At 39.4% G+C, this 13517-nt stretch carries 11 protein-coding genes; 7 read left to right on the top strand and 4 right to left on the bottom strand.

Going from position 1 to position 13517, the window contains the following annotated elements:
• Positions 1 to 55 precede the first annotated feature (55 nt).
• Positions 56 to 892: a UTP--glucose-1-phosphate uridylyltransferase GalU gene (gene galU, locus MED121_RS19585; RefSeq protein WP_009835511.1), complete on the top strand. Its 837-nt coding sequence runs from the start codon at positions 56 to 58 to the stop codon at positions 890 to 892.
• Between the two features lie 86 nt (positions 893 to 978).
• Here galU and MED121_RS19580 read toward each other — a convergent pair whose 3' ends face one another.
• Complete coding sequence (locus MED121_RS19580) at positions 979 to 1761, bottom strand: inositol monophosphatase family protein (protein WP_009835510.1); 783 nt, start codon at positions 1759 to 1761, stop codon at positions 979 to 981.
• A 311-nt stretch (positions 1762 to 2072) separates the two neighbouring features.
• On the opposite strand from MED121_RS19580, the gene MED121_RS19575 reads away from it, so the two are divergent.
• The gene (locus MED121_RS19575; RefSeq protein WP_009835509.1) at positions 2073 to 2798 is read left to right on the top strand and encodes an RNA methyltransferase; all 726 of its coding nucleotides are present in this window, start codon (positions 2073 to 2075) and stop codon (positions 2796 to 2798) included.
• Between the two features lie 57 nt (positions 2799 to 2855).
• Here MED121_RS19575 and gndA read toward each other — a convergent pair whose 3' ends face one another.
• On the bottom strand, positions 2856 to 4382 hold the full coding sequence (gene gndA / locus MED121_RS19570) for an NADP-dependent phosphogluconate dehydrogenase (protein WP_009835508.1): 1527 nt from the start codon (positions 4380 to 4382) through the stop codon (positions 2856 to 2858).
• A 508-nt stretch (positions 4383 to 4890) separates the two neighbouring features.
• Here gndA and MED121_RS19565 point away from each other — a divergent pair.
• The 4 genes from MED121_RS19565 to MED121_RS19550 all read left to right on the top strand — a co-directional run bounded on the left by MED121_RS19565 (position 4891) and on the right by MED121_RS19550 (position 8661).
• Entirely contained in the window at positions 4891 to 6447 is a 1557-nt protein-coding gene (locus tag MED121_RS19565; protein ID WP_009835507.1) for a phosphoenolpyruvate carboxykinase, read from the top strand.
• A gap of 121 nt (positions 6448 to 6568) precedes the next feature.
• The gene (locus tag MED121_RS19560) at positions 6569 to 7330 is read left to right on the top strand and encodes a TatD family hydrolase (protein ID WP_009835506.1); all 762 of its coding nucleotides are present in this window, start codon (positions 6569 to 6571) and stop codon (positions 7328 to 7330) included.
• An 11-nt stretch (positions 7331 to 7341) separates the two neighbouring features.
• Positions 7342 to 8217, top strand: coding sequence for a sugar nucleotide-binding protein (locus MED121_RS19555; protein ID WP_036181359.1), 876 nt, complete (start codon positions 7342 to 7344; stop codon positions 8215 to 8217).
• Between the two features lie 51 nt (positions 8218 to 8268).
• Entirely contained in the window at positions 8269 to 8661 is a 393-nt protein-coding gene (locus MED121_RS19550; RefSeq protein ID WP_036181260.1) for a hypothetical protein, read from the top strand.
• 94 nt (positions 8662 to 8755) lie between these two features.
• Here MED121_RS19550 and MED121_RS19545 read toward each other — a convergent pair whose 3' ends face one another.
• Positions 8756 to 10675: a beta-ketoacyl synthase gene (locus MED121_RS19545; RefSeq protein WP_009835503.1), complete on the bottom strand. Its 1920-nt coding sequence runs from the start codon at positions 10673 to 10675 to the stop codon at positions 8756 to 8758.
• A gap of 148 nt (positions 10676 to 10823) precedes the next feature.
• Entirely contained in the window at positions 10824 to 11681 is an 858-nt protein-coding gene (locus MED121_RS19540) for a glucosaminidase domain-containing protein (protein ID WP_009835502.1), read from the bottom strand.
• Positions 11682 to 12056: 375 nt separating this feature from the next.
• Here MED121_RS19540 and MED121_RS19535 point away from each other — a divergent pair, with 375 nt between their 5' ends.
• Positions 12057 to 13199, top strand: a complete 1143-nt coding sequence (locus MED121_RS19535) for a GGDEF domain-containing protein (RefSeq protein ID WP_036181259.1) — start codon at positions 12057 to 12059, stop codon at positions 13197 to 13199.
• Positions 13200 to 13517 lie beyond the last annotated feature (318 nt).

Genomic DNA, 13517 nt, shown 5'->3' with positions numbered 1-13517 from the left:
TGTATTTTTATTCTAGTTTTGTTAGACTTTCTGCAACACATTAAAAGGACTCACCATGATTCGTAAATGCTTATTTCCAGTGGCAGGCTATGGCACACGCTTTTTACCTGCAACTAAATCTATGCCTAAAGAAATGCTGCCGATAGTGAATAAACCACTAGTGCAATATGGAGTTGAGGAAGCTGCCGAAGCGGGTCTAAATAATGTGACTTTTGTAACAGGTCGAGGAAAGCGCGCTATTGCTGACCACTTTGATACAAGTTATGAATTAGAGCATCAAATAGCAGGAACTAGTAAAGAAGAATATTTAGTCGATATTCGCCACTTGATTGATAATGTTAACTTTTCTTATATTCGACAGAATCAAATGCTGGGCTTAGGTCATGCCATTTTAACCGGTGAGCCGTTAATCGGTGATGAAGCCTTTGGTGTGGTTTTAGCTGATGACCTTTGTATTCAGGAAAATGAAGGTCAAGAAGGTGTATTAGAGCAAATGGTGAAGCTCTATAACCAATTCCGTTGTTCTATTGTTGCTATTGAAGAAGTGCCTGTTGATGAAGTAAATAAATATGGCGTTATTGCAGGGGAGAGTATGGGGGATGGACTTTATCGGGTAACAGATATGGTGGAGAAGCCGGCTGTTGATGAAGCGCCTTCCAATCTTGCTATTATTGGTCGTTATATTTTGACGCCGGATATTTTCGAAAAACTAAGAACAACACCCCCTGGACGAAATGGAGAAGTGCAAATCACAGATGCTTTGATGCAGCAAGCTAAAGAAGGCTGCGTGATGGCTTACAAATTTAAAGGTCGTCGTTTTGACTGTGGCAGTGTTGACGGCTTTGTTGAAGCAACTAACTATTGCTATGAGAATATTTACAAGAAAGGTTAATTTGATTTAGATTAAATTAACACAAAAAAACCAGCATTTAGCTGGTTTTTTTGTCTAAATAGCGCTTTTTTACTTTAGCGTCTATTTTAGAAGTGCTTATTCAATACGGGCAATAATGTTTTGAACAAACGTGGATTAGCACAGATTACACTATCACTCACATCAGGTGAGCCATTGAAGTCAGCAAATAAACAACCTGCCTCTTTTGCAATAAATAGCGGTGCTTGTGTTTCCCAGTCGTAAAGTTTCATCGCCCAAACCGCATCTAATTTACCTGCTGCAACGTTTGCTAGCATTAGTGCTGGAGAGTCCTGCATCATGACGCGGGCACCTTTCTCAGCAACCTCTTTAAGTGCATTGAATTGGCTATTGGCTAGACCAGAAAGTTTATCTGTCCCAGGAAATTGGCTACCTAGCGTACTATTTGCGAGTGAATTTACTGAAGATGTACGAATACGAGAATTATTTAAATAAGCACCACGACCTTTACTTGCGTAAAACTCATCACGAGTTGATGAATTGATCACGAGTGCATGCTCTACTTTTCCATTTTCAACATAGCTTATGCTTAATGCATGACCTGAAAGGTTGCGTGAAAAGAGATGCTGGCCTTGAATGGCATCAATTATCCATTCGCCTTTTTCACCGCTCTGAACTTCACCTTGAAGGCGAGTTGAAATGGTTTCAGTTGGGTAGGCTTTTGCTAGAGAGTGCACAATTGTTTTTTCTGCACCAATACAAATATCTTTGTATGCTTGTTCAGGGTTTTGCCCCTGTTCTTTATCAAACAAGATTTTATCTTGTACGTGAAGGATAAAATCAACTGCAGCACGGGCTGCTTTTAGAGCGACATTAATTCGAGGTTGCATACAATACCATTACATTAAAATAGGCATCAGTCGTAAACTGATACTCATAAGCTATCGGAAAAGTGTTAAAGAGCGTTTCAGACTTGCTAACTGTATTTATATACTGAGCATGGAGTCTGAATGATGGCGCGGATTCTATCCGATAATGGCTTAAATGACTAGGTTATTTTGATTAAAAAGTAACCGCTTAATGGTTTAATTTAACTTTGCTATCGCTTACCCGACGTTTGATGATCTGTTATTATGCGGCCTTTAATCTCATCAAGTAGAATTGGTGAATAATTATCTATTGAAAAGAGCATATTCCTAACATGAATAAGGTACGAATCGTATTAGTTAACACCTCTCATCCAGGTAACATTGGCGCTGCTGCTAGGGCGATGAAGAATATGGGGTTAGCTAGACTCTACCTAGTAGCACCTAAGGTTTTTCCGAGTGATGAGGCAGATAGTCGTGCTTCAGGTGCAACAGACATTTTAGAAAACGCGGTTGTGGTTGATACCCTTGAAGAAGCAATTGCCGATTGCCAACTTGTTGTAGGTACAAGTGCAAGGGAGCGACATATCCCTTGGCCTTTAGTTGATCCTAGACAAGCAGCTGAAATGGTTCACGAAGAACAGCTTGAGTCAGCTTTTGTTTTTGGTAGGGAAGATAGAGGGCTCACGAACGAAGAGCTTCAACGTTGCCATTATCATGTGCATATTCCCTCTGTTGAAAGTTTCAGTTCTCTCAATCTGGGTGCCGCTGTGCAAGTATTGGCTTATGAACTTCGTATGCGTCACCTTGCTCTACAAGATGCGCCGATAGTTGCCTCAAAATGGGATGTGCCAGCCGCCACTGCAGATCAACTTGATCATATGCTAACCCATTTAGAATCAGTATTATCAAAAACGGAATTTTTAGATCCAAAAGCACCAAGGCAAGTCATGACGCGCTTTAGACGTTTATTCCAGCGTGCTCAATTAGATCAACAGGAAGTAGGTATGTTACGAGGGATGCTAACCTCTGTTGATAAATTGGATGATAAAATTAAATAATTAAAAAAGGCGCCAAGGGCGCCTTTTTTATTACTATCTTTTTCAATAAGTTAGAGTTTAGTTTACTTTGGTTTCAGGGCGACCAGCCTCTTGCCAATGGGTGTGAAACTTCTCTCCACGAGTTGTATCTGCTCTTTCATAAGTATGGGCACCAAAGTAGTCTCTTTGTGCCTGTAGTAAATTAGCAGGCAGAACTTCAGAACGGTAACCATCAAAATAGGCTAGGGCAGAGAAGAAGGTTGGTGCTGGAATACCTGATTGTGCTGCTAATACCACCGAGTTTCTTAAGCCAACTTGTCTTTCTTCTAACTGATCTGCGAAGTAATCAGACAGTAACAGATTATCTAGTTCAGGCTCTTCAGTAAAAGCGTCTGCAATTTTCTGCAAGAAAGAAGCGCGAATAATACAGCCACCGCGCCAAATTTTTGCAATATCGACAAAGTTAAGTTTCCAATCATATTCTGCTTGCGCTGCACGCATAATCTGAAAACCTTGAGCGTAGGCACAAATCTTTGCACTATAGAGGGCATCATGAATACTGGCTTCGACATGCTCTGCATTGACATCAGCAAGGTCTGTGATGCCAACAAGAGTGCTCGCAGCTTGGTACCTTTGGCTGGTAAGTGTGCTTAATGCTCTTGAGTAAACGGCTTCACTAATGATGCCTGCTGGTACACCCATCTGAGTTGCACTAATAGCTGTCCAGCGGCCAGTGCCTTTTTGCCCTGCACTATCTAATATTAGATCGACCAGAGGTTCACCGGTTTTAATGTCGTCTTGTTGGAGTATATCTGCTGTAATTTCAACCAGATAGCTATTTAAAACGCCTTGATTCCACTTTTCAAACAACTTGCCAATTTGTTTAGGGCTATAGCCCAAAATAGAACGAAGAAGGTGGTAGGCCTCACAAATAAGCTGCATATCAGCATATTCGATGCCATTGTGAACCATTTTCACATAATGCCCTGCTCCATTTGGCCCAAGATAGGCTGTACAGGGTTCTCCCTCAAAAACAGGTTTGCCAGGTGTTCTTGTTTCTATTGGGTTACCATTAGCATCTACTTTGGCTGAAACTGCTTCCCACATAGGTTTTAAATACTGCCAAGACTCAGCGTCACCACCTGGCATTAGAGAGGGGCCAAAACGTGCACCCACTTCACCACCAGAGACAGCGGTACCAAAGAATTTAAGCTGCTGCTTGTATTCTGCTTCTCTTCTAATGGTATCTGTCCATTGGCTATTACCGCAGTCGACGACGATATCATCTGGCTCAAGTCCTGCTTGAATCAAATTCTGACATACGTCATCCACAGCTTGCCCTGCAGGTACTAAAAGTACAATCACTCTAGGGGTTACTAGATGTTCTAGCATCTCAGTGAGTGAATTGCAGCCAATGATTCTTGCTTTTTCAACATCTGCTGGTCGTTCAGCAATTTCACTAGAAAGTACATCCTTTACTTTCTTAGTGTCTAGATCGAAGCCTGCAACACGATAGCCATGATCGGCTAAATTGAGGGCAAGATTTTTGCCCATAACACCTAAACCAATAAATCCTATATTGCAGTCCTGAATCATCTTAACCATAAATTTTGATCTACTTTGTGTGGAGGGAGGGGGATTCAGGTGCAAATTTTACCACGAAGATGTGCTGATATACGTCATATATCAGGTGTTGAAACAAAAAAAACTTCATTTAAGTGAAATTTTAAGAAATTAAGCGATTTTAACCTCTCAATCCTGACTTTTAGGTCAAATAAAAGGTAATAAAACATCAAAAGTGTAAAACTTTAAAGAAATAGCAAAGAAAAGTAATAAAACAACAAAAATGATAAATATTTTTATCTTTTTATTGGTTTAAGATCTATTTATTTATCTATTGACTGTGCCTATATTCTTCATTTAGTGATTTTTTTTGTTAAAAATCAAAAGCTTGAATATAGGTTTCAATTTTTTTAATGAAATTGAAATAAAATAACAAATCGTTATAACAATATTTTTTTTTATATTGATTTGTTACTATAAATGCAAATTAGCTTTTGCAAATAAAAAAGACGAAATTCAATTCGTATTTGTTCATAGAGGAAAACTAAAAATGAGTTCGGCAACTGAGCTTCCAAAGATTCACAAAAATATAAATACGCCGGCGCTTGTTGAGCAAGCCTTGGCAAATGGTGAAGGGCAACTAGCAGACAATGGCGCATTAGTCGTTGAAACGGGTGCTCGTACTGGACGTTCTCCAATGGATCGCTTTATTGTGGAAGAAGCATCTAGTAAAGATTCTATTCATTGGGGACCTGTAAACCGTCCTTTCCCTGAAGCGAAATTTGCGCCGTTATGGGAACGTGTAGAAACTTATTTAAATGCCAAAAACTCTTATGAATCCAACATTCATGTTGGTGCAGGTGAAGAGCATTATTTACCTGTCATTATGCGAACTGAAACAGCATGGCACCATTTGTTTGGCCGTAATCTTTTTATTCGTCCTGAGACTTATAACTTAGCCAATAAAGATGAGTGGCAAATCATCAATGCGCCTGGATTTGTATGTGAACCTGAGCGAGATGGAACCAACTCTGAAGCGTGCGTTATTTTAAACTTTGCGGCTAAAAAAGTACTGATTGCTGGCATGCGTTATGCTGGTGAAATGAAGAAGGCCATGTTCTCTGTACAGAACTACTTGTTGCCTGCCAAAGATGTATTGCCTATGCACTGTGCTGCTAACGTGGGGACAGAAGGTGATGTAACCTTGTTCTTTGGTTTGTCAGGTACAGGTAAAACAACCTTATCAGCTGATCCAGAGCGTTTTTTGATTGGTGATGATGAGCATGGTTGGGGTAAAGATACCGTATTCAATATTGAGGGCGGTTGTTATGCAAAATGTATTGACCTGTCTGAGAAGAATGAACCTTTGATTTGGAAGGCTATTAAGTTTGGTACCATAGTTGAGAATGTTGTTCTTGATGCAGAAACACGTGTAGCAGATTATGCCGATACCTCTTTAACTCAGAATAGCCGTGCTGGCTATCCTCGTGAGCATATTGAAAAGCGTGCAGCGGGTAACCGTGCGGGTGAGCCAAATGCTATTATTTTCTTAACTTGTGATTTGACCGGTGTTCTTCCGCCAGTTTCTGTACTCACAAAAGAAGCTGCGGCGTATCATTTCTTAAGTGGCTACACTGCTTTGGTTGGCTCAACTGAAATGGGTGCTGGAAGTGGTATCAAGTCTACTTTCTCTACTTGTTTTGGTGCGCCTTTCTTCCCACGCGCAGCGCACGTTTATGCGGAGCTACTGATTAAGCGTATTGAAGAGTTTGGCAGTAAAGTTTACCTAGTCAATACTGGTTGGACTGGTGGTGCTCACGGTAAAGGCGGTAAGCGCTTTAGTATTCCAACAACACGTGCTGTTATTTCTGCAATCCAAACTGGTGCGCTAGAAAATGCTGAATTAGAGCAACTAGATAAATTGAATCTTGCTGTTCCTAAGCAAGTTGAAGGTGTTGATTCTGTATTATTAAATCCAAGAAATACATGGGAAGATAAAGCGGCATACGACGCTCAAGCGCAAGATCTTATTGGTCAATTTGTAGATAACTTCGAGAAATTTGAAGGTGTCTCAGAGACGATTGTGGCCGCAGGGCCAAGTCGCTAAGACGCTATATCGATTTAATCAATGATCTGATTAACGAAAAAAGCCGCTTTTGCGGCTTTTTTCGTTATCAAAACCTCGAAAGCATCTAGTTGTTAAACTCAGCTTGGGTTAGTCTAGACTGATGTTTATTGATAGTCATTGCCATTTAGACTTCGTTGATTTTAATTCAGATCTTGATGATGTTATTGTCAGGGCATATGCTGAAAAAATTCAATCCTTTATTGTCCCGTCAACAACTTACGTAAGTTGGGATAAAGTTCGTCAGCTGGCGCTGGAGCGTTCTTCTGTGCGAGCAGCGTATGGCATTCATCCTTATTTCTTGGCACAAGAAAAGTATGCCAGTTTGGATGAGCTGGAGGCATTTTCAGAATTAAATAAGGCTTTGGCCATAGGTGAAATTGGCTTGGATTATTGGCCTGGCAGCGTGAATTATGAGATTCAAAAGCGCTTTTTAATAAGGCAATTAGACATAGCGCAAAATTTAAAGCTCCCTGTTATTCTCCATGCGCGCAAAAGTTATGATGAGCTTGCAGGCATATTAAAGAAGTTTTCAGTGCAAGGCATTGTCCATGCATTTACGGGCAGTGAAGTACAAGCGAAGCGCTTTATAGAGCAAGGTTTTTTGCTGGGAATAGGAGGCAGTGTTACCTATCCTAGGGCGCAAAAAGTAAGACGGATGTTAAAGAATCTTGCTGATAAAGACTTTGTACTCGAAACAGATTCGCCTGACATGCCTTTGTCAGGTTTTCAGGGCCAACGAAATGAACCGGCTCATTTAGCTAAGGTCGCAGCGATTGTGGCAGAGATCAGAGAGCAAGATATTAGTAAAATAGCAGACTATACATCTGTTAATATTGTTAAGTTATTTAATAATTGGAATTAGAGGAAAACATCTTGCCTAACGAACAAGACATCAATGCACCCATTAAAATCTTATTGCTAGGAAGTGATACAAATATTGGTCAGGAGTTTTTACAGTTTTCCAGCAATCTCGCAGAATTTTCTCTAACACCTTGTTCGCAACAAGCTTTTAACCAAGATGATTTTTGGAGTTTAGAATTATCGCAATTCGATGTGGTACTTGATGCGTTAAGTTTGGATACGGAGCCAAAGAAAGCCTATCTTGAACAAATACTTGCCTGTAACAAAGCTTTGTTGGGTTTAGATACTAATATGTTTATGTTAAGCGATGTTGAAGTCTTTTCTGGCTTGAAAGGCACAGCTTATGATGAGAGTGAGTTACCTGATAGTGAGACAGCTAAGGGAAGGCAGCTCACTCAAATTGAAAGTGCAGTATTAAATGATGAGGTAAATATTGTTTTAAGAAGCAGTTGGTTATTTGGTGGTAAAGACGAAGACTTTGTCGCCAATATTCTTACCTCGTTTAAGGCGGGAGAACAAATTCTTTTACAAGATGATGTGATAGGTAACCCGACGCCTATATCTGATTTAGTTAGGGTTGCATTCTCTTTGATAAAGCAAAGGTATTATGGTGCAAAAAATGCGGGTGTTTATCATTACTCTTGCGCTGAAGAAATTAGCTGGTTTGGGTTTGGTGAAGCAGTATCAGTGAATGCTACTCAGTTTAATTCTCAATTGCAGGTTTTCTTACAGCCAATAAATGAGTATCAAGCTGAATCAAGCGATCTTGCTTCTTTACGTAAGCATTCTTTGTCTTGTCGAAAGATTTTTAACCATTTTGGTGTAAAACAGCGTCCTTGGCGTGCAAGTTTAAGGAACTTAGTGAAAGAACTTTATCAAATGAATTAGATCTGGCAGACTGAAACTGATCCATAAAGAAGGTTTAATGGGGCTTGTAAGGTGTATAAAATAAATCATAAGGTAATATTTATTAGTGTTTTGACCCAATTAGCGTTTGGCTTTTTTTGGTTGACTGCAGCACCTACGCCTTTTATTTCTGATGAGCCTGATGTGAGTTTGGGGGTTATCGCCTTCTTTTGTGTACTCTCATTTTCATATTTCTACGCTTGGCTGATTAGTAAGATGCGTTCTACGTCACGATGGCAAATGGGTGGCATTGCCATCTCACTTTGGTTGTTTTGTGTTATGCCAAATATTTTAATTACTCAGTTTTTGTTTGATTTGAATTTTGATCAAAAAATCTACTTGCTTGCATTTAGCATGATTGCCTCTTTATCGAATGCAATTATTTTGCCTTTCTCTCGGTCCTCTAGATCTATCTTTAAAGGCTAATCTTAAAAGCTAAAAAAAGAGTATAAAAAAACCAGCTATATGCTGGTTTTTTTATACTCTTTTTTAATCTTAGCTAGACGTTAGTTTGTGTCTGTTAATCTGTAAGGTCACTAAATTCATTATCTACATCAAGATCAACCGCTTTAAGGTAGCCCGGCATTTTGATCTTATTACTGTCAATTTCCAAATCATAGCCTGTCAGAACGCCCTTACCAAAATGGTAAATCGGTTTACTTTCACCATGAATAGCTGCTTGGTTGTAATCCCTTGCCGCTTCTTGTGTCTTGGCTAGCTTGTCATGATAATTACGCATGGTTTCTTCATCATAACGTTTTGTTAGCATTTTCAGTGTTTGAGCTGGTGATAATAAAACCGCAGTTCCGTTATTACCGCCAAACCCTTTTGAGTTTAACAATGCACCTTTAAAGTGCTCTTTACCGTAAACTTCATGTTTTAACTGGAATTTTAAGCCATCAGTGTAGACGTCATCTGCAATGCTCTGTGTGGTTGTAAAGCCAGGTAAAATGCCGTGTTCCCAAACACCTAGAGACAAGTGAAGTTGGTCACCACCTGCTGTGCCTTGGGAGTGGCCAATAAAGGCCTTCATGGCTGTCACAGGGATGCTCTTTGCATTGAAGCTGGTTGCTGCTTGGCTAAGAACATGTGATTCGGTAATTCTATTTTGTGGGGTGCTAGTACCATGGGCTTGGATAAAAGTATGGTTTTTTAGGCCATCTTCGCCAATGATTTTCTTCAAATATCCCATGGCTTTACCCATGGTTAGATAATTACCAATACCTGGTGCTGAGATAGATTTTTTGTGTCCATCGGCATAGGCATATACGGCAGGTACGGAACCAAAAATTTGTGCGCCTAGTTCAATTGCTAATGCATCATCCATAATCAGTGTCCATTGGCTAGACTCGCCAATAGTAAAACCTGCATTATTGCCGAATGGTCTGCAGCTTTGTGTATGATCAGGCTCTTTTTGATCTTTAATCGCATCAAGTGCGAGAAGGGCGCTGTCTTCAGCTAAAGCCCCCATTGTTCTAAAGCCTTCAATGATTTCTGGCGTAATGGGCGCATCGCTGCCACCGACAACGGCGACACGAGTTTTACCTGATTTAATTCCCTCAACGGCTTTTTCTAGATTGAAGAAATAAGTGGCACAAGCTCCAATTGAGGTGCCAATAGACCCTACGCTACCTAGCACATAAGCATTAACAAAATCGGCTGGCATTTGAGCGTAGCCAAGTGGAAGATGCTTAGAGGTTGTACGTTTACCCATTAGCGCAGACTTAAGCATGCCACCAAAGCCCAAATCATCCATTTGACCAATTGAGTTAGCAGCATAAACGGCCACTTGATCAGGGGGAACAATATCCTTAATGCTTTGCCAAGGAATACCACTACTTGATAGTGCATCTGATGCACCGTATACCGTCATTTGTAGGCCACGAGGATGGTTACGAGATTGATATAACTTTGCTGGATCAAACCCTGTTGGTAACTGTCCGGCGGCTTTAACTGATAGGGATTTGGTATCTTTAACAAATGCCTCAAGGTTACCCTTTACAACGACTTCACTGAGAGTTTCAGACAGTTTAGTTACTTGCCATTGCTCAGGCAGGTTGTCAGGCAAAGAGCGTGTTTTGATAGTGAACTGAATGCTTTCTTCTGCGCCGCTGGGTAATAAGGATGTACTCTTATTAATTGACACATTATCAACATCAAATAATGAAGGATGGATTCTTCTAATAAGAGTTTGAGCCAGAACCTCTTCGCTGATTTGCTCAACAAGTTCTTCTGGTGTGGCTAGCTGAGTATCGCCTTTATACCAATGCCCATGATGGAAGTAGGCTGTATTGGTCAAATTTGCGAGATCTAATAATACCTCTTGCTGAATTGGCTTTGGTAATAAATCAAAAACAATACGGCGGTATGCTTGGTGTGAAGATGTGCGACCAGCCGGGTTAATTCCGCCAAATCCAACAATTACAGGTAAACGTGCCAATTCAATTTCCTCGATTCAAATATGAATTAAAGTGGTGTCATTGTAATAAAGCCGATAATGCTTAGCCACCTAGAATTCAAAAATAAGTTAATGAATTTAATGGTTTATAATTTACCTGCATTTTATTTTTTTCTATTATGTTTTGGGGTTATTTGCTAGCCCCGGCAACGACTATTTCTTGATCAAAGCGCCATAATTTGTTGTAACTGATGAGGGACTTTATTTCTTCAACATACGCTTGCCCACGTTGTGAATACGATAGGAGTCCTTTAGCTAGATCTAAACCAGATATGTTTTTCTTCTGCTCTCGTAGACTTGCACGCTCTTTTCTTAAGGCTCTATACGCCGCGTTAGAATTTAAGTTATCGATATAAGCAAAAACAGATTCCCTCGCACTTTTGAATTTTTGAACTTCATGGTCAGCATCTTCATCGCGGGATTCTGGTACTAACCCACAACCAATTTTAAAGCACCATTGGCCAAAGTAGTTGTTACCTTTTAGAGCAAAACGTGAGGTTCCCCATGCTGACTCGTTGGCTGCCTGAGCAAGTACGAGAGATTCTGGGATGATATCAAGGTGTGGGTAGAGTTCAGCTAGATTATCCGGTGTATATACCCCCACTTTTTTTAATTTAAAGATTTTTCTTAGTGCGGCAAGCCACCTTTTTTGTTCTCGTGTTGGAGGCTCTGAGCTTTCAATAATACGAGTTAGCTCATTTCTATCTCTGATAAGTAAGGCATTTTTTTCTGCAGCAAAAGGTACCAAGTATTGGAAAAAGGTTTCTTTCCTTTGCTTGATATCCGAAATTTCAGCAAAATTCGGCTTGATTGGCATAGGCTGAAAAGGCGTTGCTTTAGTAATTTTAAGCTGATTTTCTAATAAGGTTTCTGTCTCAGAAGATTGAGTCGGTTCAAGTTCTTGCTCATCAGGGTGTTTTGGGTCGAGTTTAAACCAAAGCACGATAATGACAGCAAAAGAAATCAGCCAAAGAATTTTTCTGTCCATAAAGATAAAAACCTATTTAAGCAAATTTGAACGAATTAATTGATGTATGAGTCAATTCTGTAAACTTAGAAAGTCTATTATCTCTAAAAAGCGGTAATTTTTACAGACTTGTTTCTTTGAAGTGAGAAAACTTCATTTTTCTGTCATTAAGGATTAGATAGCCAAGGACTACCTTGGTATTTGTAGGAGGTGAAACTGGGCTTTTATTCTGAATAAAGAAGAGAGGGTTCACAATTTGTAACTTATTTAACAAGTCAATTGCCTGCTTCGTCCGTGCTTATCTTTGGTGTGTATGGTTAAATTCATTTAATCAATTTTTACCGTTAAGACGTTAGCTTTAGCCTCTCAGAGCGAAAGCTAGTTACAAGAGCAATTATGTCATCACGATTTGTTAGTCTATTTATCCCATTAATGGTGGCTCTAGCGAGTTTGTATCTGAGTGTTTATGTCGAAAAAATCCCTCCTGTTTGGCAGGCTTTATTAGAATGGTTACCTTATATTTTTGTTAGTGTGGTTATGCTTCTTGCCTGGCATTTTAATAAGGGCTTAATTCTATTAGTCAGCTTAATCCTCATTTTGCCTCTATTGCCCTTCGATAGTCTGGGCAACAGGGGAAATGCTTCAATCTATTTATTAGTCAGTACGATTAATCTCACCCTAGTTAGTCAGTTGCAAGAAAGAGGTTTTTTTAATCGATTTGCCTTTAATCGTATTGTTTTTGTGGTTATGCAACTGCTTTGGTGCTTTGCTTTAGCTAAAGAATGGATTCATCTTCCTGGCATTAATTTATATCTGGTTAGCCTTCATCAATTGAGTTTTGCGCTGATATTATTTGCTCTAATTTATGTTTCCTGTTTTATCTTTTTAGCCTGCAAATGGTGGTTTAAATCCGATACTTTTAGCGGTGCAATATTAGTCTCTTTACTGTTACTTAGTTTAATGCACTTCTTGGCGCTAACGAATAAACAAATAGCCTTATTGCACACGGGCATTTTTCTTATTTGGAGTATTTATTTATTAATTGACAGCCACAAAATGGCTTATGTTGATGAGCTTACCCAATTGCCTGGTCGCCGGGCTTTAAACGAAAGGCTACTAGGGCTCTCAAAAAATTATGTTATTGCCATGTTGGATGTTGATCACTTTAAGAAATTTAATGATACCTATGGGCATGATATGGGAGATTTGGTGCTAAAAAGTGTTGCTTACAATATGGATAAGGTAGCAAGTGGTGGGAAGGCTTTTCGTTATGGTGGTGAAGAGTTTGCGGTTGTTTTTGCTAATCGTAAAAAAGACGAGGTACTGTCTGCATTAGAACAGGTTAGAGAATCCATAGAGGCTGAAAAAGTAGCTGTGTATGAGTGTAAAAAAGAGGCTTATAAAGATGTCTCTGTCACTATTAGTATAGGTGCTGCTTTATCTAACTCTGAGCGAGATGCCCAAGAGGTGATTAAGCAAGCCGATCAACTTCTTTATAAGGCTAAGAAGAAAGGACGTAACTGCGTTGTGATGGAATAATCAAATTGATTTAATTTGTCTCCCCTAATTTATTTCTTATCAGGTTAATCTCTAAAGTCTAAAATAAAACTTGACCATACGGTTCATTTTTCTTGATCTGTGTGAAATATAAGCATATACTCCCAAAGATTGAAAATAATGTTTCGCTAGTCAGTTTATTGAAACTTAGTGTTGATCTCGCTAGTGGTCACTTGTAAGTGGTGTCAGTATTAATAAACATTATTCAAACAGAATATTTCATGATGCTTAATGTTTTAAAGCATGTGAGACAAAAGAGCCAACGTGGTGCAACAGAATATTCATTAACGAATGCCTATA

This window comes from Marinomonas sp. MED121, assembly GCF_000153025.1.
Classification (GTDB): domain Bacteria; phylum Pseudomonadota; class Gammaproteobacteria; order Pseudomonadales; family Marinomonadaceae; genus Marinomonas.
This window is presented reverse-complemented; position numbering and strand designations above follow the sequence as displayed.